The 22,284-nt window shown below is 62.6% G+C and carries 15 protein-coding genes and 4 pseudogenes; 9 read left to right on the top strand and 10 right to left on the bottom strand.

Annotation, left to right across the window (positions count from 1 at the left end):
• Both groEL and groES read right to left on the bottom strand, forming a co-directional pair.
• On the bottom strand, positions 1-727 hold a 727-nt coding region (groEL, locus tag EN807_RS31225; protein ID WP_135937824.1), incomplete at its 3' end, for a chaperonin GroEL.
• Between the two features lie 62 nt (positions 728-789).
• Positions 790-1,086: a co-chaperone GroES gene (gene groES / locus EN807_RS31230; RefSeq protein WP_006203049.1), complete on the bottom strand. Its 297-nt coding sequence runs from the start codon at positions 1,084-1,086 to the stop codon at positions 790-792.
• Positions 1,087-1,488: 402 nt separating this feature from the next.
• On the opposite strand from groES, the gene EN807_RS31235 reads away from it, so the two are divergent.
• A complete protein-coding gene (locus tag EN807_RS31235; RefSeq protein WP_127316453.1) occupies positions 1,489-2,424 on the top strand; it encodes a helix-turn-helix domain-containing GNAT family N-acetyltransferase in 936 nt (311 codons plus the stop codon).
• 7 nt (positions 2,425-2,431) lie between these two features.
• On the opposite strand, the gene EN807_RS31240 is transcribed toward EN807_RS31235, so the two are convergent.
• Positions 2,432-3,265, bottom strand: coding sequence for an AraC family transcriptional regulator (locus EN807_RS31240; RefSeq protein ID WP_135937825.1), 834 nt, complete (start codon positions 3,263-3,265; stop codon positions 2,432-2,434).
• A gap of 192 nt (positions 3,266-3,457) precedes the next feature.
• Between EN807_RS31240 and EN807_RS31245 the strand changes: the two genes are divergently transcribed.
• Positions 3,458-4,966 (top strand): winged helix-turn-helix domain-containing protein, encoded by a 1,509-nt coding sequence (locus tag EN807_RS31245; RefSeq protein WP_135937826.1) that lies wholly within the window; start codon positions 3,458-3,460, stop codon positions 4,964-4,966.
• Between the two features lie 42 nt (positions 4,967-5,008).
• Here EN807_RS31245 and EN807_RS31250 read toward each other — a convergent pair whose 3' ends face one another.
• From EN807_RS31250 to EN807_RS31265, 4 genes are all read right to left on the bottom strand, one after another.
• Positions 5,009-5,371, bottom strand: coding sequence for a hypothetical protein (locus EN807_RS31250; protein ID WP_135937827.1), 363 nt, complete (start codon positions 5,369-5,371; stop codon positions 5,009-5,011).
• Between the two features lie 99 nt (positions 5,372-5,470).
• The gene (locus EN807_RS31255; RefSeq protein ID WP_281405229.1) at positions 5,471-8,599 is read right to left on the bottom strand and encodes an efflux RND transporter permease subunit; all 3,129 of its coding nucleotides are present in this window, start codon (positions 8,597-8,599) and stop codon (positions 5,471-5,473) included.
• Positions 8,600-8,710: 111 nt separating this feature from the next.
• Positions 8,711-10,285 (bottom strand): FAD-dependent monooxygenase, encoded by a 1,575-nt coding sequence (locus EN807_RS31260; RefSeq protein WP_135937828.1) that lies wholly within the window; start codon positions 10,283-10,285, stop codon positions 8,711-8,713.
• A complete protein-coding gene (locus EN807_RS31265; RefSeq protein ID WP_135937829.1) occupies positions 10,282-11,415 on the bottom strand; it encodes an efflux RND transporter periplasmic adaptor subunit in 1,134 nt (377 codons plus the stop codon). The genes EN807_RS31260 and EN807_RS31265 overlap by 4 nt, the downstream gene beginning before the upstream one ends.
• 210 nt (positions 11,416-11,625) lie before the next feature.
• Between EN807_RS31265 and EN807_RS31270 the strand changes: the two are divergent.
• The 5 genes and pseudogenes from EN807_RS31270 to EN807_RS31290 form a co-directional block, all read left to right on the top strand.
• Positions 11,626-11,864 (top strand): annotated as a pseudogene (locus tag EN807_RS31270) (iron chelate uptake ABC transporter family permease subunit); the annotation flags it as partial.
• Between the two features lie 37 nt (positions 11,865-11,901).
• Positions 11,902-12,381 (top strand): MarR family transcriptional regulator, encoded by a 480-nt coding sequence (locus EN807_RS31275; protein WP_135937835.1) that lies wholly within the window; start codon positions 11,902-11,904, stop codon positions 12,379-12,381.
• Positions 12,378-13,456: pseudogene (locus tag EN807_RS31280) on the top strand (HlyD family secretion protein). Before EN807_RS31275 ends, EN807_RS31280 begins: the two are co-directional and overlap by 4 nt.
• Positions 13,457-13,895: 439 nt before the next feature.
• Positions 13,896-15,422 (top strand): annotated as a pseudogene (locus EN807_RS31285) (DHA2 family efflux MFS transporter permease subunit); the annotation flags it as partial.
• 176 nt (positions 15,423-15,598) lie between these two features.
• Positions 15,599-18,298, top strand: coding sequence for an EAL domain-containing protein (locus EN807_RS31290; RefSeq protein WP_135937830.1), 2,700 nt, complete (start codon positions 15,599-15,601; stop codon positions 18,296-18,298).
• 108 nt (positions 18,299-18,406) lie between these two features.
• Here EN807_RS31290 and EN807_RS31295 read toward each other — a convergent pair whose 3' ends face one another.
• Together EN807_RS31295 and EN807_RS37045 are read right to left on the bottom strand one after the other, a co-directional pair.
• Positions 18,407-18,922 (bottom strand): CAP domain-containing protein, encoded by a 516-nt coding sequence (locus tag EN807_RS31295; protein ID WP_135937836.1) that lies wholly within the window; start codon positions 18,920-18,922, stop codon positions 18,407-18,409.
• A gap of 185 nt (positions 18,923-19,107) precedes the next feature.
• A pseudogene (locus EN807_RS37045) lies at positions 19,108-19,209 on the bottom strand (TetR/AcrR family transcriptional regulator); the annotation flags it as partial.
• Positions 19,210-19,590: 381 nt separating this feature from the next.
• On the opposite strand from EN807_RS37045, the gene EN807_RS31305 reads away from it, so the two are divergent.
• Positions 19,591-20,670 carry a mechanosensitive ion channel family protein gene (locus EN807_RS31305; RefSeq protein ID WP_127317681.1) on the top strand — a complete coding sequence of 360 codons (1,080 nt, stop codon included), beginning with the start codon at positions 19,591-19,593 and terminating at the stop codon, positions 20,668-20,670.
• Between the two features lie 224 nt (positions 20,671-20,894).
• On the opposite strand, the gene EN807_RS31310 is transcribed toward EN807_RS31305, so the two are convergent.
• Positions 20,895-21,260 (bottom strand): helix-turn-helix domain-containing protein, encoded by a 366-nt coding sequence (locus EN807_RS31310; protein WP_135937831.1) that lies wholly within the window; start codon positions 21,258-21,260, stop codon positions 20,895-20,897.
• Between the two features lie 106 nt (positions 21,261-21,366).
• Here EN807_RS31310 and EN807_RS31315 point away from each other — a divergent pair, with 106 nt between their 5' ends.
• Positions 21,367-22,071, top strand: coding sequence for a glutathione S-transferase family protein (locus EN807_RS31315; protein WP_135937832.1), 705 nt, complete (start codon positions 21,367-21,369; stop codon positions 22,069-22,071).
• Positions 22,072-22,284 lie beyond the last annotated feature (213 nt).

Here is a 22,284-nt window from a genome sequence, read left to right on the forward strand (position 1 = left end):
TCTGCACGACAGCCTCGAGGATCGGCAGCATGGCCTGCAGGTTGGAGAGCTTCTTCTCGTGGAGAAGGATGTAGGCGTCTTCCAGATCCGCAACCATCTTGTCGGCGTTGGTGACGAAGTAGGGCGAAAGATAGCCGCGGTCGAACTGCATGCCTTCGACGACTTCGAGTTCGGTCTCTGCGGTCTTGGCTTCCTCGACCGTGATTACGCCCTCGTTGCCGACCTTCTGCATCGCTTCGGCGATCATCGAGCCGACCGAAGCATCGCCATTGCCGGCGATGGTGCCGACCTGGGCAACCTCTTCCGAGGTCTTGATCTTCTTGGCGTTCTTGATCAGCATCGAGACGACGTCGCTAACCGCGAGGTCGATGCCGCGCTTCAGGTCCATCGGGTTCATGCCGGCGGCAACCGCCTTGTGGCCTTCCTGGACGATCGACTGCGCCAGAACGGTCGCGGTCGTGGTGCCGTCGCCGGCGATGTCGTTGGTCTTGGAAGCGACTTCGCGGACCATCTGCGCGCCCATGTTCTCGAACTTGTCTTCAAGCTCGATTTCCTTGGCGACGGTGACGCCGTCCTTGGTGATGCGCGGTGCGCCGAACGACTTGTCGATGACGACGTTGCGGCCCTTGGGACCGAGCGTGACCTTCACTGCGTCGGCGAGGATGTTGACGCCGCGCAGCATGCGCTCACGGGCATCGCGGGAAAATTTTACGTCTTTGGCAGCCATTTTTAGCTCCTGGCAGGGGCTTGAATTGAGCCCGAAGATTTAAGTGACGGTGAGGCCGATATTCAGCCGATGATGCCCATGATGTCGGATTCCTTCATGATCAGAAGGTCTTCGCCATTGAGCTTGACTTCGGTGCCCGACCACTTGCCGAACAGGATGCGGTCGCCGGCCTTGACGTCCAGCGGGACGAGCTTGCCGGCTTCGTCGCGGGCGCCGGAACCGACGGCGATGATCTCGCCTTCCTGCGGCTTTTCCTTCGCCGTATCCGGGATGATGATCCCGCCGGCAGTCTTGGATTCGGATTCAACCCGGCGTACGACCACGCGGTCATGAAGCGGGCGGAATTTCGACTTTGCCATTTTTTATTCCTCGATGAGAATGGTGAGAACAGTTCCTCCGTCCGGCGACGCCGGACCTACGCTTAGCACTCACCAATGGAGAGTGCTAACGTGGCGGTGAGATAAGCCGGCGGCTGGCGAGAGTCAAGGCGGTGAATGAGCCGATCAACGCCCGGCGGTGAACTACTGGCCCCTCGGCGAACCAAACTCTAAAAGCGGTTGTCGTTCCGCCAGCGGACAGGATCCGCTCGGCACGAGGCGCACTTCGTTGAACCAGTCGCTCGCCTCGTCGACGGGCACGGCAAGCGTCGCAAGGCAAAGTCGTTCGACGGCCTCATCCGCCGGATTGGATAAGGCCCTGCCTTAAACAGATACTTGACTAAGTCAAGTAAATGGTTGATCTTGTGCGGGCAGGAGGATGCCATGACAATTCATCATCAACCCGGCAAGGAGCGGATCGATGCCGTGCGGGGCTTCAACCGCTTCTACACCCGTCAGATCGGCCTGCTCGACGAAGGGCTGCTGAAAAGCGCCTTCTCGCTGACCGAGGCTCGGGTGCTCTATGAACTGGCGCATCGCGATGGCCTGACCGCCACCGATCTTGCGCGCGATCTCGGTCTCGATCCCGGCTACCTCAGCCGGTTGTTGAAAAGGTTCGAGGAGCGCGGCCTGGTGGAGCGCGCCGCGACGGAAGCCGATGCGCGGCGCTCGTCGATCGCGCTGACGCCGGTGGGAAGGGCGGCCTTCGCGCCGCTGAACCAGGGTTCGCACAATCAGGTCGCGGCCTTGCTCGACCGGCTTCCCGCTCCGGAACAGGACAGGCTGGTCAAGGCGATGCGAACGGTGCAACTCCTGCTGGGCGAGAGTGAAGAGCCCAAAATTCCCTACATGCTGCGGTCTTTGCAGGTCGGCGACATCGGCTGGATCATCCATCGCCAGGGCCTGCTCTACGCGCAGGAATATGGCTGGGACGAAACCTACGAGGCGCTGGTCGCCGAAATCCTCGGCGCCTTCGTCAAATCCTTCGATCCGAAATGGGAACGCAGTTGGATCGCCGAGCGGGAAGGCGAAGTCGTCGGCTCGGTCTTTGTCGTGCGCCAGTCGGACGCGGTGGCGAAGCTGCGCCTGCTCTATGTCGAACCCTCGGCGCGCGGTCTCGGCATCGGCAGGCGGCTGGTCGAGGAATGCATCGGCTTTGCCCGAGCGAAGGGATACAAGACGTTGACGCTGTGGACCAACGACGTGCTCACCTCAGCGCGCCGCATCTACGAGGCGGCCGGTTTCAAATTGGCCGACGAGGAGCGTCACCACGCCTTCGGCAAGGATCTGGTCGGCCAGAACTGGAACCTGGAACTGTAGTGGTGCTTTAGGCCTTGACCGGTATCCAGATTTCCAGCCCGCCATTGCCGCTGCGCGGATCGAAGTCGGGGCCATAGCGCTCGAATTCGGGCGCATCGGCGACCTCGTGCCCGGAGGCCGGCAGCCATTTGTTCCAGATCGTGTTGACCGTGCGGCGGATGGTCGAGATGTGGTCACGATGGGCAAACACGGCGTATTTCTGCGCCGGCACGCGCGCGCGCGAAAATTCCCTCGGCAGGTCCGAAAAATCGGACACTTCGACGCCGGCGATATAGTCGAAATTGCCTGCATCGTCACCGTTGATGCAGACGCCATACGCGACGTCGCCGATCTCACCAGGAATGTTGCCGATATAGGGGCCGAACCGCTGCCATTGCATCGGGATCCCGGCGCTGGTTTCGCAGCTGTAGCGTTCGCCGAGACCAGCGATGAGAAACGGCCGGCTGGTTTCAAAGCGCGGCGGCTCGAGGGTGGTGAGAATGGACTGGTCCATCAGGATCGGCTCCACGAGATCGAGATTGTTGAGCGAGCCTTGCGCGCGCATCAGTTCCGGCGTTGTGCCGAACTGGTCGCGGAAGGCGCGGGTGAAGGCCTCATGCGAGGCGTAGCCGGCGTCGAGCGCGACCGAGAGGATGTCGGGTGCGCCGGCTGCTAGCTTGCGCGCCGCTTCGGTCAGCCGGCGAGAACGGACGTAGCCCATCACCGAATGGCCGGTCGCCGCACCGAAAGCCCGCGTCACGTGAAAGCGCGACACGCCGCTGCTCTTGGCGACATCGTCGAGCGAGACTGCTTCCGGCAGATGGCTTTCGACGAACCACAGCGCTTTCTCCGTCGGATTCATATTGCTCCTTGCATTGGCCAAATCATGTTGCCGTCTTTCCGCACGGTCAGTTTGATCGAAATTGCGCCTCCCGCAAAATTCAACGACCGTGATCGCGAACTCCCTAGACAGCTGTCCCGTCCGCTAAACCGCGTCACACGGCTCTTGACGTGGCGTCCATGCGGCATCTCAATGCTTGTCAGGGAGGTGCCGGTGACAATCTCGGCTGCCGATCAGGTCTTTCGCTTCGGCGGGTTCACGCTGGATCTCGCCAGGGGAACGCTGCGCGGTCCCAACGGGCCGGTATTCCTCCGCCCAAAAGCCTATGTCCTGCTGAAGCACCTCTGTCGCAACATGGGCCGTATCGTGCCGAAATCGGAGCTGATGGAAGTTGCCTGGCCCGGCATCTTCGTCACCGAGGATTCCCTGACGCAATCGATCCGCGAGATCCGCAAATCGATCGGCGAGGATATGGTTCGCACCGTCTCCAAGAGAGGCTACATGCTGGCGGCCGAAGCCGAGCAATCGCCGGAGATCGGCGTGCAACCGATCGTGGCGGTGCTGCGCTTCCGCAATGAAGGCGGCGATCCGGCGGACGAGGCGATTGTCGATGGCTTCGCCGAGGATATCATCAACGGGCTGGCACGCTTCGGAACCGTCACCGTCCTGGCGCGCAACTCGAGCTTTTCCTTTTCCTCTTTCGCGCGCGCGGAGTGGCCGCAAATCCGTTCGCGCATCGGCGCGGACTTCATCGTCGAAGGGTCAGTGCGTCGTCAGGGCGAACACGTGGTGGCGGCCGTCAACCTCATCGACACTGCGAGCGCCAGCCAGCTCTGGGGCGACCGCTATCAGTCTCGCGGCACCGGCCTGTTCGCGATCGAGCAGGAGATCGTGGAGCAGATTGTCGGCAGGCTGGTGACGCGGGTCAACAATGCCGGCCTGCAGCAGGCCTCACGCAAGCCGATCACCAGCCTTGCCGCCTATGAACTGGCGCTGCGTGGCTTCGCCCTCTTGCGCGATCCTGCCCAGACCGACCAGCGAGGTGCCGAGGCGTTGTTCGAGGCGGCCATCGCCAAGGACCCGACGTATGGCCTGGCCTACACCTACCTCGCTTTGGCGCGCGCATTGGATGGAGAATTCGGGCGTGCCAGCGACGCGGTGCTGGATAACGCCCGCGACCTTGCCGACAAGGGTCTGTCGCTCTCGCCGGACCAGGCGACCGGCCATCGGGTGCAGTCGCTGGTGCGACTCTATATGCGCGACCATGAAGCGGCCGAGCACCACATGCGCATCGCGCTGCAGCTCAACCCTTATGATGCCGACAGCATCGAGCAGATGGGCATGCTGCTTACAATGCGCGGCAGACCGCTCGAGGCGCTGACCTGGCTGGCGCGTGGCATCCGCATCGATCCTTTGCACCCACATTGGTACCAGTTCGACCGCGCATTGGCGCTCTATATGATGGGAGAATATCGGCAGGCGGCGGAAGCGCTGGAGCTCGCCACGCGCCCGGCACCATGGATCCGGACGAGGCTGGCGGCCTGCTATGCCCAGATGGGCGACATGGAGCGGGCGCGCCGGCAAATCGTCCTCATTGAGGATGGCGATCCTTTCTCGCCGCTCGATTATGCGCTGCGCGGCGTCCCGTTCGAGAACCAGGCCGACGCGGACCATCTCGCCGAAGGCGTTATGCTTGCCCTCGGGCGGCAGGCGCCGCTATGAGGCGGGCGGCGCCTACCGCGAATTGCTCCATCGGCGCTGCGTTCAGTCGACACGGACGACGACGTAACGACCATGATAGCGCCGGTAGTGGGTGGTGCCGCACCGCCAGACGGTGAAGCCGTCGACGTTGGTGCGCACGCAGCCTGTAGGCAAGGCGGCGACGTAAACGGCGGTGTGCCGAAGCACACGTCTTGTCGTGCGCCGCGTCACGCCGGCGACGCTGCCTGGCGTCAACGGCTGGCCGATGCGGGCCTGCGCCTCGCCGACGAAGGAAAGCGGGGCAAGGCCGGCAAGGTCTGTCGCGGCGATCGCTAGGCCGATCGCGGCGATGCTGATCGCCTGGCGGCGGGAAGGGGCGGCGGCAACGGGCCGCTCGCCGCTGAACGCATCGGTATGTCTGGTCATTCTCATCTCTCCTTTGCCGTATCGTTGGGTTGCATTGCTGGTGACCGGCGCCGCGCATTGCGCCCCGGCCGGCCTCGGGTTCCTCCCGGGATGCGCCGGTCAGCCCGGCGCACCCGGAAGCTCTGGGATGGCGTTGCCGGACCAGGACGTGGTGTCCGGCAGAGCTCGGCTCGCCGGCGCCACATTCCGTGCCGGTGCCTTGATGCCGAACCACGCGACGTAGAGGGTCGGCAGGAAGATCAGCGTCAGCACCGTCGCCACCATCAGGCCGCCCATCACCGCATAGGCCATCGGGCCCCAGAACACCGTCGGCGCGATCGGGATCATACCAAGGATGGCTGCCGCCGCCGTCAGCAGGATCGGCCGCAGCCGATGCGCGGTGGCGCTGATCACCGCCGACCACGGCTCTTCGCCGGAGGCGATGTGCTGATCGATCTGCGTGATCAGGATGACCGAGTTGCGGATCACCATGCCGATCAGCGACATGACGCCGAGAATGGCGACGAAGCCCATCGGTGCTCCCGACATCAGCAGCGCGCCGGCAACGCCGATCAGCGCCAGCGGAGCGGTGAGCAGCACCAGCACCAGGCGCTGGAAGCTCATCAGCTGGATCATCAGCACGGTGGTCATGATGAACAGCATCAGCGGGAAGACGACGAAGATGCTCGCTTGCGCTTTGGCGCTGTCCTCCATGACGCCGCCCTGTTCGACGCTGTAGCGGGCCGGCAGTTCTGCCTTGAAGGCAGCGATCGCGCTGTCGAGCGTGCGCACCACGGAGGCGGGATCGGCGCCCGTCGCGACGTCGGCCTGTACGGTCACTGTCGGCAGACGGCCTCGGCGCCAGATCAGCGGCGCTTCGGTCTGATAGGAGAGCGAGGCGACCTGGTCGAGCGGCACGCGGCGTCCGCCCGACGTGCTGACCGTCAGCGTGCGCAGCGTGTCGATGTCGGCGCGTTCCGACTGCACGGCACGGGCCACGATGTCGACCAGATAGGTATCGTCGCGCATCTGCGTGATTTTCGACCCCGACAGAATCGAATTGATCGTGTCGGCAAGCTCCTGCGAGGAGATGCCCAGCGCGCGCGCCCTGTCCTGATCGACCTCGACCTTGATAACCTTGGCAGGCTCGTTCCAGTCGTAGTTGATGTTGCGCACGGCACCATTGCTGCCCAGTACCTGTGCGAACTGCTGGGCCAGGCTGCGCGTCTCGTCCGGATCCGGCCCGCTGACGCGGAACTTCAGCGGCCAGCCGACCGGTGGGCCGAGTTCAAGCGGCGTGACGCGGGTCATGACATCGTCGAAGCCGCTGGAGAGCGACTTTTCCAACCGCTCGATGACGGCCTGGCGCACGGCGTGCCCCTTGGTGACGACAACCGCCTGGGCGAAGAAGTCATTGGCGAGCTGGGCGTCGAGCGGCAGATAGAAGCGCACCGCGCCCTGGCCGACATAGAAGCTCCAGTGGTCGATGTCGGGATCGGCGGCGAGCAGCTTCTCGACGCGGTCCACGACCTCGTCGGTCGCCTTGATCGATGCCGTCTGCGGCAAGGTGAGATCGACCATGACCTCCGGCCGGTCGGATTTCGGGAAGAACTCCTGCCCGACATAGCCCATGGCCACAACCGAGAGGGCAAACAGCCCGGCGGTCGCTGACAGCACCAGCCATTTCGCCCGCATCGCCATCTCGAGCAGCACGCGGAAGCCGCGCGCCAGGCGCGAGGGCTCGTGGCTGCCATGGCCCTTGATGCGCTCAGGCAGCAGGACGACGCCGGTCAGCGGCGTGAACAGCACCGCGACGACCCAGGAGACGACCAGCGCTATACCAACGACCGCGAACAGCGAGAAGCAGTATTCGCCGGCGCCGCTCTTGGCGAAGCCGACCGGCACGAAGCCGGCAATCGTCACCAGCGTGCCGGTGAGCATCGGGAAAGCGGTCGAGGTGTAGGCATACGTGGCGGCCGAGATCCGGTCGTAGCCTTCCTCCATTTTGGAAATCATCATCTCGACCGCGATCATGGCGTCGTCGACCAGAAGGCCGAGAGCGATGATCAGCGCGCCGAGTGAGATGCGCTGCAGCGAGATGCCGAAATACTCCATGGTGACGAAGGTGATCGCCAGCACCAGCGGGATGGCGACGGCCACAACGATGCCCGGACGCCAGCCGAGCGCCAGGAAGCTGACGGCAAGCACGATGGCAATGGCTTCGCTGAGGCTCTTGGTGAACTCGCCGACGGATTCCTCCACCACATGCGATTGGTCGGCGACCAGGCCGAGCTCCACGCCGACAGGCAGTTCGGCCGCCATCTCGTGCATCTTCTCCTTGACGTTCTCGCCAAGCGCCAGCGCATCGCCGCCCGATGTCATCGAGATGGCAATGCCGACAGCCGGCCGGTCGTTGAAGCGGAACATCGGCTGCGGCGGGTCGGAATAGGCGCGCTTGACCTCGGCGACATCGCCCAGCCTGAAATAATGGCCATTGGCATAGAGGTTGATCGCCTTCAGGCTGTCCTCAGAGGTGAATTTTCCGGACACCCGAATGGCGATGCGTTCGGGACCGGCATCGACCGTGCCGCTCGGGGTCAGCGCATTCTGCGCCTGCAGCGCCTGCGAGAGCGTGCCGACGTCGAGCCCGAGTGCGGCGACCTTCTGTGTCGAGAATTCCAGATAGATCTTCTCGTCCTGCTGACCGATCAGCTCGACCTTGGCGACGTCCTGCACCGTCAGCAGCCCTGCACGCAGGCTGCTGGCGATGTCTTTCAGCTCGCGATGGCTGAGATCGTCGGAGGTGAGCGCGTAGATCAGCGAGTAGGTGTCGCCGAACTCATCATTGTAGAAGGGGCCCTGGACGCCGGAAGGCATCGTCGACTTGATATCGTCGAGCTTCTTGCGCACCTGGTACCAGAGCGGCTGCACCTGGTCGGCCGCGACCGTGTCCTTCAGGTTGACGAAGACCACGGATTCGCCGGGCTTGGTGTAGCTCTTGACGTAGTCGAGGTTGGGAAGCTCCTCGAGCTTCTTCTCGATCCGGTCGGTAATCTGTTCGACCGTGTCGCTGGTCGTGGCCCCCGCCCATAAAGTCTTGACCACCATAGTCTTGATGGTGAAGGGCGGGTCCTCTTCGCGGCCGAGGCCCGTATAGGCGAACATACCGGCGAGCGCGGCCGCGATCATCAGGTAGATGACGAAGCTCTTGTGGCGCAGCGCCCATTCGGAAAGGTTGAAGCTGGTCATGATGCAACTCCTTGATGGCGCGCGGCGTCTGGCGCGCGGCCGGACGCCGGCTACGTTGTGCTGTTGAAGGTTTGTCGGTGCTGCGCCCGCGATCGGCGGACGCAGCAACTGTCAGGCCAGGCTGTGCATGGTGCCTGCAACCCGGTAGGGCGCGCGCTCGGCCAGCCTTGGCCGGAGCGAGAGCGCCGCGAGATAGCGCTGGAACAATGCTGCCTCCTGCACCGGCGAGGCCAGCGCGACATGGCCGTCGGGCCGCACCAGATAGGCACCGTCGCGATGCAGGCCCGTGGCTTTGGCCATGTCGGACCAGGCGAAGCTGTGGATCGGGATGCCGGTCGGAGCCAGCATCGCCCGGAACTCGGCAGTCGCCTCGCCATAGACATGCACCTGCCAGTCCAGCGAGCGCAGCGGCTCGAAATTGTTGCCGCTGGCGGTGAGGACATAGGGCAGGCGGTCGCCGCCACTGATTTTCCCGGCCGTGCCGGAACTGATCGGCCCGGAACGGTACTGGATCGCGGCCTGCGAGATCAGGCCGAAGAAGGCGCGCGAGCCGAACGACGTGTGTAACAGGACGTTCAGGATCTTTGGCATCAGATAGCGGCGAAACAGGCCGACCAGGCGCGAGCGGCTGGTGATGAAGCGGAACGCCGTGTCGGTGCTCTCGATCAACTTCCGAGCAAAGGCGATGCGTTCCGGCTCGTAGCTGTCGAGCAGGCGTTGTTTGGCACGGCCTTGAACCACGGCAGCGAGCTTCCAGCCCAGGTTGACCGCATCGCCCATGCCGGTGTTCATGCCTTGGCCGCCGGCCGGGCTGTGGATGTGGCCGGCATCGCCGCAGAGGAATATGCGGCCGACGCGGAAGCGTTCGGCAACGCGGTGGTGGACGCGGTAGGTCGAGAACCAGTTAACTTCGTTGACCTTGATGCCGGTGTCGCGCTCGACATCGGCGCGGATCGCCTCGAAGGTAATCGTCTTGTTGGCTTCATGCGCCTTCGGGACGATGCCGATCAGACGCAGTGAACCGGATTGCCTGACCGGCATGACGATCGCGAAACCGTAAGCGCTGACCGTGGTGTCCATGCCGTTGCGGGTGACTGCGCCGCTGCCCTTCACGTCGGCGACGTAGAAGGCCTGTTCGTAGGTGCCACCCGGGAAGTCAATATTTAGCCCATGCCGCACGGTGCTGCGGGCGCCGTCGCAACCGACGAGATAGGCGGCGCAGACTGTCTCGGTCACACCGCCATTGCGCAGTGTGGCGACAACCGAACTGGTCCTGTCCTCGAACGCGACCAGCTCCGTATTGCGCTCGACCCGAACCCCGGCGCGCTCGAGATGCGTGATCAGGATGCGCTCGTGAATGTCCTGCGGCAGCGCGAATGCGAAGGGGAACGGGCTGATGCCGCGGCCAAAGTCGGAGATCGGCAGCTTTGCGGCAATGCCGGCCGGCGTGCGCACGGTGAGTTGCTCCAGCCGCACGCCGGCGGCAAGCACGTCCTCGACGATGCCGATCTGGCGGTGGAACTCGAGCGTGCGGGCCTGGACGGCGAGCGCGCGCGATGTCTCGCCTGGACCTGCGGCCTTGTCGAAGATGCGGACCGGCACGCCGAGACGGGTGAGCCAGAGGCCAAGCGTCAGCCCGGTTGGTCCGGCGCCGGCGATCAGGACTTTCGTTTGTGACGGGCTCATCTGGTTTCTCCTGCCACGATGCGAACCTTTTCGTGTTCGCGCAGCCGGTTGATGCCGGCGGTTACGACCACATCGCCTTCGGCCAGGCCGCCGCTGACGACGACCCGCTCGGTCTCGTAACGAGCAATGACAACGGGCTTCAGCTCGACGGCCGACAAAGCGCCCACAATCCACACGGCCGGCTGACCATCCTTGTCGAACAGTGCACTTCCCGGCAGCACTACGACAGGCGCGCTGGATTCGTTGACACGGCCCGCGACGCTGCTGCCAAAGCGCATTTCATCCGGAGCGTTGCGCAGCGAAACCTTCACTTGGAAGGTGCGGGTGGCGGCATCGGCCACAGGCGACACCTCGCGGATGACGCCGAATGTCGAGATCGCCGGATTGCTCAGCAGCGAGACCATGATCGCCGGCGGATGCCCGGTGCTGCGGCGATTTGAGAAGACAGCCTCGGGGATCGAGAAGACAGCGTCGCGGGCTTGCGGATCGGCGATGCGCACGACCATCTGCCCGACATTGACGAGCTGGCCTTCCTCGGCGCCAGTCGCCGTCACCACGCCGTCGAAATCCGCGTGCAGTTCGGTATAAGCGAGCTGATCCCTGGCCATCTCCAAGCCAATCTTTGTCGAGTCCAGCTTGGCTTGCGCCGAGCGGAGGTTCTTCAACGTCGCATCGTAGCTGGCGCGCGTCGTGAAGCCTTTGGCAAGCAGCGCTCCGAGGCGGGCCTCGGCGGCGCTCGCCTCGACCAGCACGGCCTGCGCCGCCGCGACATCGGCCTCGGCGCTGCGCAAGCGGTTGCGATAATCCTGGTCGTCGATGCGGGCGAGCACTTCGCCTTTCCTGACAATCTGGCCTACTGCTGCCGTGCGCTGCACGAGCTTGCCTGAGAGCCGGAACCCAAGGTCGCTTTCGCGCTGTGGGCGGATTTCGCCGATCGCGAGCCGGCTGTCCGCCTGCGGTGCCGGCTTCACCGTCACGGCCTTGACCAGCTTCGCTTCCGGCACATCCGGCTTTGCGCTCGCGGCCTCGCCCTTGGCAGCGTACCAGGTGACGGCGGCGGCGCAGGCGAGCGCCGCGATCGATACGCCGACGAGGCCACGTTTCAACCTGCTGTGGAATGCGGCAGTCATGTTGTCTCCTACCCATGTTGCGGCCGGCGCCGGAATGGGTGCGACAGCCGGCTATGATCCTTGGCTGGAGACGGGGCCGGACGCCTTGGCGTGAAACAGGGTCAATTGGCCCGTTCCCCAGCACGCTTTCATTCGGCTTTTCAGGCGCTGAAATCCCGATCGGATTCTGAGAATTTTCCGATGTTTTGGCGACCGACCTCTTCCATGCTGGAACGGCTGATCCTCGCCGGCCTTGCCGTCTCGTTCATGTTCACCGCCTTGACCAACTATCTCGTCTTTGCCGGCGACCAGCGCGCCGCTCACTCGGTGCTGTCTGGACGATGGGCGGGCTCGGGCTGGCGCGATGGGACAATGTCGGGCTGGATGCTCTGGGCGCAGGCACCATCCTTGTCTTCGGACTTTGGAACCACCGTCGGCTCGACGCTTTCCTGGCCGGCGAAAATTCGGCCCCTAGAATGATGAGCACGCTTATAATATATGCTGCTCATGGTTTCCGACGGCATCGATAGATTGGGCTTTTTGATCCACGACGTGCAGCGCCTGATGCGCAAGCGCTTCGAGGCGAGGGCCAGCGGGCTCGGCCTTTCCTCGGTGCAATGGCGGCTTATGGTCCGCGTCGCCAAAGAAGAAGGCATCACGCAAGCGCGGCTCGCCGAGCATCTCGAGATCGAGCCGATCAGCGTCTCGCGCCTGGTCGATCGCATGGAGGAGAGCGGCTGGATCGAGCGCCGTTCCGACGCCGCCGACCGCCGCGTTCGCATGATCTTCCCGACCGCCAAAGCGAGCGAGGCCTATGCAGAGATCAAGAGCCTCGCCGGCGAAGTCTATGAAGAATCACTGACCGGCGTGTCGCCGCAAGATCGCCGCATCCTGATCAAGGGTCTGGAGGCGATGGCCAAGAACCTGGCGGACGGCGACACGGCGTCCGCCGAAAAAGTCGAGAGTGCAGAAGGCGCAGCAGCATGAACGCGGTTGCCAAGGTAGATGAGAATGCGAGCAAGCTGGAGATGAAGCTCCCGCGCAGCCCGCGGCAGCCCCGGTTACGGCCGCTCCGCCGGTAGAACCGGCGCCGGTGGCGCCGAAGAACCGGCGGCAGCTACGTCTGGGTGACCGGCGGCCGTTACCAGGAGCCGATACGGCAGGTCGCATCGTTCAGGTCGACATTTTCGACAATCAGTCCGTCAAGCAGGGCGACGTGTTGTTCGCCATCGATTCCGAGCCCTACCGGATCGCACTGGCCCAGGCCGATGCGGCGGTGGCCGGCGCGCGCCTCAATGTCGAGCAGTTGCGTGCGGCCTACAGCCAGGCGGTAGCGCAGGAGAAGTCCGACGCCAGCCAGGTCGACTACGCGCAGTCGCAATATGACCGAGCCGCCGACCTTGCCCGCAAGGGCATTAACGCCAAATCGTCGCTGGATGAGGCCAGGAACGAACTCGACAAGGCCAAGCAGCAACTGGCCGCGGCCGAGCAGGGCATCCTCAGCGCCAGGGCGGCGCTTGGCGGCAATCCCGATATCGAGACCGACAAGCATCCGACCGTGATGGCGGCGCTCGCCGCACGCGACAAGGCTGCCTACGATTTGGGGCAGACCACGGTCAAGGCGCCGGCCGCCGGCATCATCAGCCAGGCTGCCTCGTTCAAGGTCGGCCAGTATGTCGGCTCGGGTACGCCGCTGTTTTCGCTGGTCGAGACCGGCGACACCTGGATCGATGCCAATTTCAAAGAAACCCAGCTCACCAATATGAAGCCCGGCCAGAAGGCTGAAATCGTGGTCGACACCTATCCGGGCAAGACGTTCGAAGCCACGGTCCAGGCGATCGGCGCCGGCACGGGGGCCGAGTTCTCGCTGTTGCCCGCCCAAAACGCCACCGGCAACTGGGTCAAGGTCACCCAGCGCATTCCGGTACGCCTGCAACTGGCCGATGCCGACGCCAAGATGGAGCTGCGCACCGGCATGAGTGCGACCGTTACGGTGGACACCGGCGTTTCCCGCGGGCTTCCGAGCATCTTCGGCCACGCCACGGCGGGTGAGGCGCAATAGACCACCTCGTTCCATCGGATGATGAAGCCTGAGACGTAACAAGTAGAATGCAGGCCGGCGAGAGGAATGCAGATGGCAGGATTGGTCTGAGGGGATGCGGTGAGGGTTGGGACTCGGACCGGGCTGCGTTGCCAGACCGAAGCCTGAACAATCCGACGCAGGCCGCTTCGGTCCTCAGGTTTCCGGGCGGCAGGCGCCCGTTATCGAGACGCTCGGTCGATGTAACCCCCACATCGATTTCGCGTCCCACCGCGATGAGGGTCTCTCCACACGGAAGGCCTCGCCGCCCGGAAGCCTAGCGCATCGGCCCGAAAATCGGAATCGATTTTCGGAAAGCACGATGCGCAGTCTCAAAGTACTAGAGCGTGCTTTGTGCGTCCAAATGGACGCACGTCGCTCTAGTGTACACGTTTTTGTCACCTGCCGGAAGTTCCACATCATGAGCACGCCAGAACCCTTTCGCGGAGTGCCGCATCGCGGCCTGATAACAGTTGCACTGATGCTGGCGACGATCATGCAGGCGCTCGACACCACGATCGCCAACGTCGCGCTGCCGACCATGACCGGCGATCTCGGCGCTTTCCCCGACAATATCAACTGGGTGTTGACCTCCTACATCGTTGCCGCGGCGATCATGACGCCGGTGACCGGCTGGCTAGCCGACCGCTTTGGCCGCAAGGAGCTGTTCCTGACGGCGGTGGTCGGTTTCACCATCTTCTCCATGCTGTGCGGTCTGGCATGGAGCCTTGAAACCATGGTGCTGTTCCGCCTCATGCAAGGCGTGTTCGGCGCGGCTATCGTGCCGCTGTCGCAGACCTTCCTGCTCGACATCAACCCCAAGGAACGCCACGGCCAGGCCATGGCGATCTGGGGCGCCGGCATCATGCTGGGACCGATCCTGGGCCCGACGCTCGGTGGCTGGTTGACCGAGAATTTCAACTGGCGCTGGGTGTTCTTCATCAACCTGCCGGTCGGCATCCTCGCCTTCCTTGGCATGGCCGCCTACTTGCCGGCCGTTGCAAGGCGGATACGCAGCTTCGATTTCTTCGGCTTTGCCATGTTGTCGCTCGGCGTCGGCGCGCTGCAGTTGATGCTGGATCGCGGCGGCGAGGTCGACTGGTTTTCCTCGGTCGAGATATGGATCGAACTCGGTCTTTCCATCACCGGCTTCTGGGTGTTCATCATTCACACGTTGACGGCGGAGCAGCCCTTCATTGACCCGAAGATATTCCTCGACCGCAATTTTGTGACCGGGCTGGCGTTCATCTTTGTCATGGGCGTGCTTATTCTGGCGAGCATGGCGCTGCTGCCGCCAATGCTGTCGACCATCTTCGGCTATCCGACCGTCACGATCGGTATCGTCATGGGACCACGCGGTGTCGGCACGATGATTTCGATGCTGCTGGTCGGCCGCATCATGCACAAAGTCGATGCCCGAATCCTCGTCGTCATCGGCTTCCTCCTGACCGCGCAATCGCTCTACACCATGTCTAGCTTTTCACCGCAGATGGACAGCTGGCTCATCCTCAGCTCCGGCGTCATCCAGGGCCTTGGAATGGGAATGGTGTTCGTGCCGCTGTCGACCGTGGCCTTCGCCACGCTCGACGCGCGCTTCCGCACCGATGCCACTGCGTTATTCAGCCTGGTGCGCAATCTTGGTTCGTCGATCGGCGTATCGGTGGTGACGGTTCTCCTGGTACGCAACACGCAGGTGAACCATGCCGAGCTCTCAGCTTACATCAACCCGTTCAATCCCAATCTCTGGGCGGCGTCGCCGGCAGCGGCGGGCGGCGATCCGACGGCGCTTTCCCAAGTGGACGGCATGGTCAATATCCAAGCGATGATGATCTCTTACGTCAATGACTTCAAGCTACTGATGATGATGACGCTGCTTGCCATCCCGTTTGTTTTCCTGCTGCGCAAGCCAACGGCCGGTCCGACCGCCGGTCCCGCCGCGCATATGGACCGATGTTCGATCCGGGCTCCGAACTCAAATCGTGACCCTGAGAAATCCACGGCCGGTCGCCTCCGGCATTGAACCGGTTCACCGACCATTAGTATATCCGGACCACAATGCACCCGTTTAGCTTGCAGGCGAGCTTTGTTTGCCTCGCCCCATGCACCGAGCCGGAGGAATTCCGTTTGGCCACGAAATCATCGAGGCAAGCCGCCGAAGCGCCCGAAGCGCCCGAAGCGCCCGAATCGGCCAATCTGGCCGCGCTGGCGAAACTGACGACCGCCTCGTACGAAAACCTCGAGCGCGAGCTTCGGGCTACGATCGCAACGCTCGAGGGGCAGGCGCTGCGGTTCGAGACGGCGATCGACAACATCTCGCAAGGCATCTGCTTTTTCGACGCCGATGAACGGCTGATCCTGTGCAACCGCCGCTATGCCGAGATTTACCGCATTGCGCCAGAGCAATTGCAGCCGGGCGTGACGCTGGGCGAAATCGTCGAACGCCGCGTCGCTGCCGGGACGTCCGCGATGGCTACCGATGCCTATCTCGCAATGGCCCGGGCGGTCAATTCGGGCACGGCTTCGAGAAACTGGGCCGCCGAACTCGCCGACGGCCGGACAATTCAGATCCGCCACCAGCCGATGCCCGACGGCGGCTGGGTCGCTACGCATGACGACGTTACGGAACTCACCGCCAATCGCCTGATCGTCGATGAGCGTATCTCGCTGCAAACGCTGATCGACTGGGTGCCCGATTACATGTGGGTCAAGGACACCGAAAGCCGCTTCGTTGTGGCCAACAGGGCCATTGCGTCCGACAGCGGCAAGGACAAGGCCAGCGACATGATCGGCTTGACCGATTTCGACCTCCATGCCCCGGAGCTTGCGCAGCGATTTCGCGCCATCGAGCAGGACGTGCTGCGCACCGGGCGGCCGATGATCGACGAGGAAGAATTTGTGGTCGATGCGTCAGGCGCCGGCAAATGGTTCTCGTCGACGAAGGTGCCGTTGCGCAATGCTCAAAATGATATCTTCGGTCTGGTTGGCATCGCCCGCGACATCACTGCCCGCAAGCAGGCGGACGTCCTTCGAGACGGGCAGGCGCATATACTGGAAATGATCGCGACGAGCGCTCCGCTCGAAGACGTGCTCGACCGCCTCATGCGCCTCGTCGAGTCCCAGTTGACGGGGATATTCGGCTCCGTCCTGTTGCTCGACAAGGATGGCGGCCATTTGCACCACGGCGCCGCGCCGAGCCTGTCGAAAGACTATACGAGCGCCATCGACGGGGTTGCCACCGGTCCCAAGGTGGGATCCTGCGGAACCGCCGCCCACCGGCGCGAGCCGGTCATTGTCGCCGACATCATGCAGGATCCGCTATGGGAGGATTATCGCGAACTGGCGGCGGGGCATGGCTATCGTTCGTGCTGGTCGACCCCGATCCTGTCGCATCAGGGCGCTGTGCTGGGCGTCTTTGCGATGTATTCGATGACGGTGCGCGAACCGACCGACGCCGAGACCCGGCTCATCGATTTCACGACGCGCATCGCCGGGATCGCCATTGAGCGCAAACTGGCCGAAGATCGAATCCACTTCATGGCCAACCATGATGCGCTGACCGGACTTCCCAATCGCGCCTTGCTCGAGGACCGGCTTTCACAAGCGATTCTGTACGCGCAGCGATACGATCGCTGGGTGACGGTGGTGTTTATCGATCTGGACAATTTCAAACTCGTCAACGACACGCTTGGCCACAATGCCGGGGATGAGCTCCTGAAGACCGTTGCCGCCCGCATGGTCGAATGCGTAAGGGCGACCGATACCGTCGTGCGGCTTGGCGGCGACGAATTTGTCATCGTTCTGTTCGACCAGCCGACGAACGTCGATCTCATCGCCGAGACCCTGCAAAAAATCCGTATGGCGATCGCGGAGCCGGTTCAACTCGGAGCGCATCGGCTGAGGGCGACGGCCAGTATCGGCATCGCAAGCTATCCGAAGGATGGGACGAACCCGGACGCGCTGCTGGCCAACGCCGATGCAGCCATGTATCGCGCGAAGGAGTTCGGCCGCGACAATTTCCAATTCTATGCTCCCGAATTCAACACCACGGCGCACGAAAAATTCGTGCTTCAGGAGGAATTGCGAAACGCCCTGGTCCGTTCGGAATTCACCCTTGTCTACCAGCCGCAAGTCGATCTTCGGTCGGGGCAGGTCTTCGCCGTCGAAGCGCTGGTACGCTGGAATCATCCGACGCGGGGTACGATACCGCCGACCGCCTTTATTCCGACGGCCGAGGAGACAGGCCTGATCGTGCCGATCGGCGACTGGGTGCTGCACGAAGCCTGTCGGCAGGCCAAGGCCTGGCAGGACGCGGGCCTGCCGCCGATGACTGTCTGCGTGAATGTGTCGGCACGGCAATTCAGGGAAAGGAACCTGATCAGCCGTGTCGTCAACGCGCTCACGGAAAGCGGTCTGGAGGCTGGATATCTCGAGCTGGAGGTGACCGAAAGCCTCATCATGCAGGATATCGACCTGGCGGTCGCGACCATGGACGAACTGCAAAGCCTGGGCGTTCAGATCTCGATCGACGATTTCGGAACGGGCTATTCCAGCCTCAGTGCGCTCAAGACGTTTCCGGTCGCGCGGCTGAAGATCGACAAGTCTTTCATCAACGATCTCGCCGCCGACGAGAACGATCAGGCTGTCGCCAGCGCCGTGATTTCATTGGGTCAAAAGCTCCATCTGAGGGTCATTGCCGAGGGCGTCGAAACAGACGATCAGGTGGCCTTCCTGCGCAAGAACAACTGCGATGAAATGCAGGGCTATCATTTCAGCAAACCGGTTTCGGCCAGCGACATCGAGGAATTGCTCCGCCACAAGGATTGACGGCCAGCAGATCCCTGATGATCTCCGCCGCCGATGGCAGCGCGCGCCGCGCATATGGATGACGGCTGCGGCCGGCGTGCCAGTTACACCGCCTGTTTGCCCGAGCCTCTATCTGCCCAGAACCAGGCTCCAATAGCGCAGCGCGCTGTCGCGGCCGTCGCGGACATAGGCCAGACCGAAGCGGGTGAAGCGCGGGTCGAGCATGTTGCGGCGGTGGCCGGCCGAATGCATCCAGATGTCGAACAGCTTCTGCTGATCGAAACGGCCCTCGGCGATATTTTCGGCGGCAGCACCGCTAATGCCGTTGCCCTTGACGCGCGAGGCGAATCCCTTGCCCCAGCCTGTGGTATGGGTCATGCGGCCGCCGCGCGCCATATAGCCGGACTGCTGCAGGGCTGCCTGTTCGAGCTGAGGGTCGGGGACAAGCGGCCCGAGGCCGGCTGAGGCACGGATGCCCGCCAGTGTGCCGACGGCGGAGGCGGAGACCCCGGCGCCTTCGCCGGTGGGCAGCACAGTGGCGCAGGCAGCGAGCCCGGCCAGTGCAGCAAGGCCGGCAGCTCTAAATAGCATTCGCCTGTTAAAGTTTGATCGGGCATCGGAATCTTCGATTTGGGCAACGGTCATGCCCGACTGACTAGCGGTGATCATGGCTTTTGCCGGGCAGGCGCTCAAAAATCTCGCTCACTGCGCCCTTAGCCGTCCGCGAACCCTGCTGACTGCACGCTACGGCGCGGTATTCTCCAAGATAGTCACCCAACCACCGCCGATAGCCGCATTGCTCTCGATAAGAGCACTCCTGCCGCAGACCGCTAGCCGGCAGACACTTGGCTGATCCCGGCATCGATCCGGGCGCGCGTCTGTTCCAGAAGTTCATCCGAAAGCGCGGGATCGTCTATCGCCCGGGCGAGGATCAGCCGTCATCGTCGATCGATACAGGGCATCAGCGCGGACGGAATCTCAAAAGATATCGTCACCCTCTGTAGCGCCGGCGGCCAAGGGCGCTCGATAACACTCGAGATCGCTACCGGTGAGCTATCGGGGAGCTGCTGATACCAAACTCAACTTAATTTCGGATCGGGCTATAAGGCATTTGCCGAATATGGCGGCGCCGTCGCATCTTTCTGCTTGCCGCCCTATTTCACCAAGGACGGGGCCGCCGGAATGAAGGCCAGCTTTCGGGGACCGGCAAGGAACCGGTCAGCGACTGATATCGGGTCGTTTGCCGGAATGCCGCCGTCGAGGAACGAGAAGGCACTGGCTGGGTCTTGATGGCCACATCGGGAGGTGAACCCATGGAACCGAGCGCCAAGGAACAGGAGAACCTTTCCCGACTCGAACGGGCCGCGCAACAGACTGCTGATCCAGAAACTTTGGAACAGAAGGCGAAAAAGCCCGAGGAAAAATTCCGCTTCAGCCTTCGCAAGCAAGATGTCTGGTGGACGGTTGGTTTCGCTGCCGCCGCCTTGCTGCTTTTTGGCATCCAAGTCCTGATCAATTGGCGCCTAGAATGGCTTGATGCGCCTTTGCGCGTTCGCGTGCTGAACTACGTCAGGGGCGGCCTTCTCATTTTCGTTATGCTGACCGTTGCGAATGTTATCGAAGTCTTTCTCATTGGCCGAATTCCCAATCGTGTTTCGCGTTTCAACCTGCAACGTATTTTTCGATTGGTCGTCGTCGTCGCCATCGTCTTCGTGGCCATTTCGGTCTTATTTGTGAACTGGTACGCTGCGGTTGTTTCACTCGGCCTGATTTCACTGATTCTCGGCTTTGCGCTGCAAATGCCGATCTCCAGTTTCATCGCGTGGATTTATATTCTGGCCAGGGCGCCTTATCGCGTTGGCGACCGCATTCGCATCGGCGATGCCCATGGCGATGTCATTGATGTCAGCTATCTCGACACGACGTTATGGGAATTCGGCGGCGAACATCTTTGGACCGATCATCCAAGCGGACGCGTTATCAAGTTTCCGAACTCCACCGTGTTTGACACGCCGGTCTTCAACTATTCCTGGCCGCTGTTTCCCTATGTCTGGAACGAAATCAAGTTCCAGCTCGCTTATGAAAGCGATCTGGAATTCGTAGCGAAGACCATGAGGGAGGTCGTTGACGAGCAGATCGGCGACATCATGAGCCAGAAGGTGAAGGTCTATAAGCACATCCTGTCGCAAACGCCGGTGGACGAACTCGAAGTGAAGGAGCATCCCGTGGTTCATTTTCGCGTCAGTGAAAACACCTGGCTCGAGGCCATCGTGCGTTACCTCGTGCCGCCGAAGGAAGCGGGGCGCACCAAAACACGCTTGATCAAGGAAATGCTGGCGCGAATGAATGCAAAACCCGATCGCGTGCTGTTTCCGAAGAGCAATTTGAGGTGAACTTCCTCACGCCCCGCCCGCGTCGCGGCAGGCAACCCGGATGACCGACTATATGGGCTCCGTTGATCGGGCTCGTGCATGGAGGTATGGCGGGGACAATTCGCTGATCCGGTATCTGCAGGGCTTCTGGCGCTACCCGCGCATCCGATAATAGACCCGGACGGCAGGTCCGACCCAAAGCGGTTGTCCAGCCTCGGTACCAGGCCTCAGGCTTTCACCACTGGTCAGGCCGCCTTGACGAGCCTGGTTTCCGGCGTCGATGAAATCTGGCCGGCCCGATCGGCCTCGGTATCTTCCCACCAGTCGCCCAGGGCGTCGATGAGCGGCACAAGCTTGAGGCCGGGCGCCGTGAGGTCATAGTCGACGCGTAGCGGATAGCCGGAGTGCGCCGTTCGCCGCACGATCCCGGCTTCCTCCAGCTTGCGCAGTTCTAGCGCCAGAATGCGGTGCGACACGGTCGGGTTGTCACGCCTCAGGTCGCTGAAGCGCTTGGTCCCGTCCTTGAGATAGTAGAGCAGCAAGGTGGGCCAGCGACCGCTGAGCACACGCATAGTCTCTTCGATCGGGCAGCGTGAGACGACATCTTTCATGGCGGGTCCCTGGTTACAGAATAGTGCGTAATTTACATGGGACGACCAGCGTTTAGGGTCAAGCTTCGCTGCGCAGCGTGATCCCTAACATGGAAGAGACAAAGAAATGGAACCTATCCTCCTTTACGGCGTCCCGGCGGGAAGTTCGATGGGGCTTGTCGCTGCTTTTGAACGCCTCGGACAGCCTTACCGCCTGTGTCGCGTCGACATGCTCACCGAAATGAAGAACGACGCCTCTGCCAGCATCAACGGCCGTCAGGAAACGCCGGTGTTGATCACGGACGAAGGCAGAGTGCTCACCGAGACCATGGCGATTGCCGCTTGGCTCGAAGCCCGCGACACGCAACGTCGCATCAGCTTCGATCCTCGCTCGCCGGAAGCGGACCGGATGCATCAGCTGATGGCTTTCGTGAACACCGGTTTCACCGCCGCTTTCACCCCGCTCTGGGCTGCATATGAAATGGAATCGGCCGAGCCGGTCCTGCTGGCGACCTTGCGCGACTTTGGCCGCAAGGCCGTTGCCGAACGCCATGACCGGCTTGAGGCGATGATCGTCGACACGGACTTTCTGGTCGGCGATCGCCTGACGCTGGCGGATACCACGCTGATTGGCGTGGCACGCTGGGCGGAGTTCCACAAGGCGGTCGACAGCGCCGCCTACCCCAAGCTGGCGGCGTTGCGCCGCCGGATCGAAAGCGATCCGGACGTGCGGTATGCGCAGGCCATCGAGGATGGCGAAAAGCCGGCGGGTTCAGGTGTCTGCCTTGGCCACATTCCGCTGGCCGAGGTGATTGACCGAATTGGTGCCTAGACTAGTGGTAAAAGCCTGACACTTGGTACCCGACGTGTGGGGCAGCTCAGGCTGAAAGACCGCCAATCAGGCAATCACGGACAAGATGGAAGGTCAGCCCCGCAATCGCGCCCAGGGCGTCCTCAATAAGCCCGAGTGAATCCGCCATCGTGTAGAATGTTCAGGCCTGTCATGTGATCAGTGAGGGGCGACAACAAGCCCTCGACGACGACG

Source organism: Mesorhizobium sp. M5C.F.Ca.ET.164.01.1.1, from assembly GCF_004792125.1.
Lineage (GTDB): Bacteria > Pseudomonadota > Alphaproteobacteria > Rhizobiales > Rhizobiaceae > Mesorhizobium > Mesorhizobium wenxiniae.

Bases quoted from the DNA above. Each gene is read 5' to 3' on its own strand.
- EN807_RS31250 (WP_135937827.1), bottom strand. From the start codon at position 5,371: ATGACCAGACATACCGATGCGTTCAGCGGCGAGCGGCCCGTTGCCGCC.
- EN807_RS31310 (WP_135937831.1), bottom strand. From the start codon at position 21,260: ATGAAAGATGTCGTCTCACGCTGCCCGATCGAAGAGACTATGCGTGTG.
- EN807_RS31315 (WP_135937832.1), top strand. From the start codon at position 21,367: ATGGAACCTATCCTCCTTTACGGCGTCCCGGCGGGAAGTTCGATGGGG.
- EN807_RS31260 (WP_135937828.1), bottom strand. From the start codon at position 10,285: ATGAGCCCGTCACAAACGAAAGTCCTGATCGCCGGCGCCGGACCAACC.
- EN807_RS31240 (WP_135937825.1), bottom strand. From the start codon at position 3,265: ATGAATCCGACGGAGAAAGCGCTGTGGTTCGTCGAAAGCCATCTGCCG.
- EN807_RS31235 (WP_127316453.1), top strand. From the start codon at position 1,489: ATGACAATTCATCATCAACCCGGCAAGGAGCGGATCGATGCCGTGCGG.
- EN807_RS31255 (WP_281405229.1), bottom strand. From the start codon at position 8,599: ATGACCAGCTTCAACCTTTCCGAATGGGCGCTGCGCCACAAGAGCTTC.
- groES (WP_006203049.1), bottom strand. From the start codon at position 1,086: ATGGCAAAGTCGAAATTCCGCCCGCTTCATGACCGCGTGGTCGTACGC.
- EN807_RS31295 (WP_135937836.1), bottom strand. From the start codon at position 18,922: ATGACCGTTGCCCAAATCGAAGATTCCGATGCCCGATCAAACTTTAAC.
- EN807_RS31305 (WP_127317681.1), top strand. From the start codon at position 19,591: ATGGAACCGAGCGCCAAGGAACAGGAGAACCTTTCCCGACTCGAACGG.
- EN807_RS31265 (WP_135937829.1), bottom strand. From the start codon at position 11,415: ATGACTGCCGCATTCCACAGCAGGTTGAAACGTGGCCTCGTCGGCGTA.
- EN807_RS31275 (WP_135937835.1), top strand. From the start codon at position 11,902: ATGGTTTCCGACGGCATCGATAGATTGGGCTTTTTGATCCACGACGTG.